At 62.9% G+C, this 4,042-nt stretch carries 5 protein-coding genes and 1 pseudogene; 2 read left to right on the top strand and 4 right to left on the bottom strand.

Translation table 11 applies throughout. The features are described 5' to 3' along the window. The first annotated feature begins 5 nt into the window (after positions 1 to 5). Together EOC94_RS32970 and EOC94_RS32960 are read left to right on the top strand one after the other, a co-directional pair. Positions 6 to 850: pseudogene (locus tag EOC94_RS32970) on the top strand (hypothetical protein). Positions 851 to 1,512: 662 nt separating this feature from the next. After that, complete coding sequence (locus EOC94_RS32960) at positions 1,513 to 1,824, top strand: DUF736 domain-containing protein (protein WP_095482589.1); 312 nt, start codon at positions 1,513 to 1,515, stop codon at positions 1,822 to 1,824. Positions 1,825 to 2,048: 224 nt separating this feature from the next. On the opposite strand, the gene EOC94_RS32955 is transcribed toward EOC94_RS32960, so the two are convergent. The 4 genes from EOC94_RS32955 to EOC94_RS32940 form a co-directional block, all read right to left on the bottom strand. Continuing rightward, positions 2,049 to 2,327, bottom strand: a complete 279-nt coding sequence (locus tag EOC94_RS32955) for an HU family DNA-binding protein (protein ID WP_127295778.1) — start codon at positions 2,325 to 2,327, stop codon at positions 2,049 to 2,051. A 164-nt stretch (positions 2,328 to 2,491) separates the two neighbouring features. Continuing rightward, positions 2,492 to 2,734 (bottom strand): WGR domain-containing protein, encoded by a 243-nt coding sequence (locus EOC94_RS32950; protein WP_127295776.1) that lies wholly within the window; start codon positions 2,732 to 2,734, stop codon positions 2,492 to 2,494. Between the two features lie 84 nt (positions 2,735 to 2,818). Beyond that, entirely contained in the window at positions 2,819 to 3,256 is a 438-nt protein-coding gene (locus tag EOC94_RS32945) for a thermonuclease family protein (RefSeq protein ID WP_245465720.1), read from the bottom strand. 405 nt (positions 3,257 to 3,661) lie between these two features. Next, positions 3,662 to 4,042, bottom strand: a 381-nt coding sequence (locus tag EOC94_RS32940) for a type IV secretory system conjugative DNA transfer family protein (RefSeq protein WP_185928385.1), incomplete at its 5' end; no start/stop codon positions are given.

Raw genomic sequence — 4,042 nt, 5'->3', positions numbered from 1 at the left:
GCATGATGTTGCATTCTCCGATCGTTGCCGGGGGTGGCGCGCAGCCATCCCCGATCCGCCTTCGTGTGCTCAGCCTCGGGGCAGGGGTCCAGTCCACCACGCTCGCGCTGATGGCCGCCCATGGGCATTTCGGCCCCTTAGATTGTGCAATCTTCGCCGATACCGGCTGGGAGCCTGCGGCAGTCTACGAGCATCTGCGCTGGCTGATGTCGCCGAACGTCCTGCCGTTCCCGGTGCATATCGTGTCGGCCCGCAATCTTCGGGAGAGCCTGATTGCCGCTGGCAATGGCAAGAGATGGGCGTCGATCCCGGCTTTCACCCGCACCGTCGACCGCCGCGGTAATATATCGATCGGCATGATACGGCGACAATGCACAACCACCAGCAAGATCGAACCGATCTGGCTGGTCTCACGCGCAAACGCTCTCCGACATACCCCGTCGTTCACCAGTGGCTGGGCATCTCGATGGACGAGGTGGTGCGCATGAAGCCGAGCCGGGCAGCGTGGCAACTCAACCGCTTTCCCCTCATCGAGAGCCGCATGACCCGGAAGGACTGTCTCGATTGGCTGAAAAGCCATGGCTATCCGAAACCGCCGAAGAGCGCGTGCATCGGCTGCCCCTTCCACAGTGACGCCATGTGGCGATCCATGCGGAACAACGACCGGGCGGCGTGGGACGATGCCGTGGAGGTGGATCGCGCGATCCGCACCGGCCTGCGTGGCATACGCGGCGAGGTCTTCCTGCATCGCTCCGGCGTTCCCCTCGATGAAGCCGACTTGTCTACAGCGGCCGACCACGGCCAGCTCGACCTCTGGCCGAATGAATGCGAGGGCATGTGCGGTCTGTAATCGTCCCGCCTGGCACACGTCGGTGGCTTCAGCGTACCGGCGCCCGGCGGTCGGCTGAAGACCCCGCCATGGCACCGGTGAGTTTCGGGTAGCTGCCCAGCGGGCCGAGTTTAGATCAGCCGGCGGTGCCGACCAGCCCGAGATGGGTATTTCCATGACCGTGTAGCGGCCATCCATCTTGAAGGGGCAGACGCCGGACCCGGACTTTCGCCAGTCGGCCGGTCGTCCTTTGACCGGATAGAAGGCGGTGGTGGGTCCCTTTCCGAGGACGGTCTGTCGTTATGCGATGGCGCCTGACGGCAAGGGACGTGTTTGATGACGCCTCAGCGTGGCTGCGGTTGCGCTGATCATGCCGGTAGGGTCCGCCTGTCGTCTGGCCGGCGGTTTCATGAAAGGGCGCACCACCTGCGTCCTCGATGTGGCTGGTCTGACCGAAGGCCGTCTTCGCTTCGCTCCGCCTCGTTCTCAAACCCGCAACAGCCGGTCGCGACTTTCTTCCCCTGACGGCTGCGCCGCCATTCCGCGCGGAACAAGAAAGCCTTGCCCTGGCTGCCCTCCACTGCGTTGCGTCCCCTGCGGGGTGCGGGCCGATCGCCTCCGGTCTGTCGACCGCCATCGAGGTCGCGATGGTCGCGGCCCGAGAAACTCACGGAGACGACATCATGGCTACCATCGGCACCTTCACTTCCTCGGGCAACGGTTTTGCGGGCACGATCAAGACGCTCAACCTCAACGTCAAGGCCAAGCTGGTTCGCATCGAGAGCCCCTCCGACAAGGGCCCGCACTTCCGCATCTTCTCGGGCAATGTCGAGCTGGGTGCGGCCTGGCAGAAGGTCTCCAGGGAAACCGAGCGCGACTACCTCTCGGTCAAGCTGGACGACCCGAGCTTCCCCGCTCCGATCTACGCCACCCTGATCGAGGTGGAAGGCGAGGAAGGCCTGCAGCTGATCTGGTCTCGCCCCAACCGGGACTGATCGCCTCGACGAGGGCTCCGCCGCAAGGCGGGGCCTTCGGTTTTTAACAGGCGAACGCCGGCAGGCGGAAGGAGCAAGAAATCTCGCGGCCAGCATCCCGACGACATCACCATCTGGCCCCGACGGGACCTGGGCTAATATGAATGGACATATCCGGAAGGGCGATTCCCACCCTGTGTCCGAGGACTTGAGCCCCTCTTTCGGTCGCGTCCTCTGGTAGCGGATCAGCCGTTGAGGGCGTCCTTGATCGACTTGGCCGGCGTGAAGGTCAGCTTCTTCGACGCGGAGATCTTGATCGTCGCTCCCGTCGCGGGATTGCGGCCCTCGCGCGCAGGCGTCTCTTTTACCTTAAACTTGCCAAAGCCGGGCACGCTGGTTTCAGCGCCGCTCTGGGCGGCGTCGGCAATCTGCTTGAATACGCTCTCGACGATCGTCTTGGCCTGAGCCTTGGTCAGGCTCTGCTCGGATGCGATCTTGTCTGCAATTTCGTTGGTCGTTGTCATCTAAAATACCTTCTGTTGGAAAGCCGCAATCATCTATGACAACGAAACCCTGCCTCTGAAAGGGTTGGCTGCTCTGACATGTGCGTGAATCCACTGAAAACCCCTGGAGTTCGCGGATTCCAGGACTGTATCGCCTCCCGCGGGCCGGCCCTTCCTGCGCCGGCTCATTCCCTGTAGCCGCGTCGCCGCTTTGTCCGTTGCAGCCTCGCCATGGCGATCATCGCCTCTCCAGTCTGGTCGAAGGTTTCCATCATAGACTGGCCGTTCGTGCCGATCCGCCCCCAGTTGCGGACGACCGATGCCCCGCCGAACAATGTCGGCTGGACCGCGAGCGAGTAGAACCGGCGCATGTTCTGCGCTGGATCGATGCGGTGAAGATGAACCGGACCTGTATCCTCTTTCGTCATGGCCGGATTTTCGCTTCCTTCGGAAGCGGCGTCCAACGACTTTCATGAATCGGTCCGTCACCATTGATTCAACGTCTTGATGGATCATCCGCACCAGCTTCGGCGCTTACCGTCCCAACGGCGGGCCAAACCTTCATCGATCATCGTGTCTCCGATCGAGCGGCCGTCGCGTGTCACCCTGCGCAGCTTGCGTCCATGCTGGTCTTCGTCCCTCCAGCCTGCGACGAGCGAGAACGTCCCGACGTTCAGTAGCTCCCGCAGCCGGCGCTTGGCGGCCTCGCCTTTGAGCCGCTCCGCCTCGCAGCGTGGCGGGCTCAGTTCCGGCGTGTCGATGTCGGCGATACGGATCCTTTCGCCGGAAAGCCAGAACGTGTCCCCATCCACGACGCAGGTCACGCGGCGGCTTTCTGTGCAGTAGGGGAATGTCGCGCGCAGCGTATCTGTCCGCGGTGCGTTCACGGCGAGCGTAAGCCGATCGGTGAGCGGATAATGATCGGCGGCATATAGACCCGGCGCGGACAGGGCGACGATCGCCCACGCCCACGTTCTGCCGGATCGGTTTCGATGGTTGCGGCGCCCGCGGAATGTGCTGCCGATAGACGCAGGAGATTTCTTCCCATGTGCCGGATTTCTCTTCTTCGGGCGGCTCCCGAAACGAACGATGTTAGTCAAACTGTCGTATTCCTCTCTATGGGATGAGCGTGATTGTAGGCAGGTCAGGGTTATGATTTGCTTCCAGGCATCGCGAAGGATCTTGCTTGCGAAGGAAGGGTTGGGCGAGCCGCCTACGGCGGACGGCTCTACTCGCGCCGAAAAAAGGCGGCGCTCACCGAACCCGCTAAAACGGTTTCGGCGCGTTCGCGTGACGATCCTCTCGCAGCAGGCATGACGTTGGGGACGAGGGAAGCCTGATCGGCGTTGGGCAAGTCAGCCACTGTCACCGCCTTCGCTCCGATGGAACCGGTTGGTTCCGACGCAGGCCTTCATGTCGTCGCGGCGAAACCAGATCGCGCGCCCGCAGCGCAGCGGCGGGTTGCCCGCCGTGAACACGATCTGCTCGTCGGCCCGCATGCGCATAACCTCATGCGGCAGGATCAGCGGCCGGCGGTTGAGCTGCTTCGATCGCGATCGCGACGATCCCTTCATCCCCGAGGAGCGGTTTATCTGGTCAACCTCGACCGTCGTGTCGCCGCAACGCTTCGAAAGATACTCCGCCGTCTCCGGATCGTTGATCGCCGCGAACGAGATCCAGGATGCGGACTCGAACCATTTCGAGGCGGCGTCGCGGCCGCCATAGGCCTCTCGCAT

The sequence above is a fragment of the Mesorhizobium sp. M6A.T.Ce.TU.016.01.1.1 genome, assembly GCF_003997065.1.
In the GTDB taxonomy this organism is placed as follows: domain Bacteria; phylum Pseudomonadota; class Alphaproteobacteria; order Rhizobiales; family Rhizobiaceae; genus Mesorhizobium; species Mesorhizobium mediterraneum.
The sequence above is the reverse complement of the archived record's forward strand: the minus strand, read 5'-3'. Positions and strand labels throughout refer to the sequence as shown.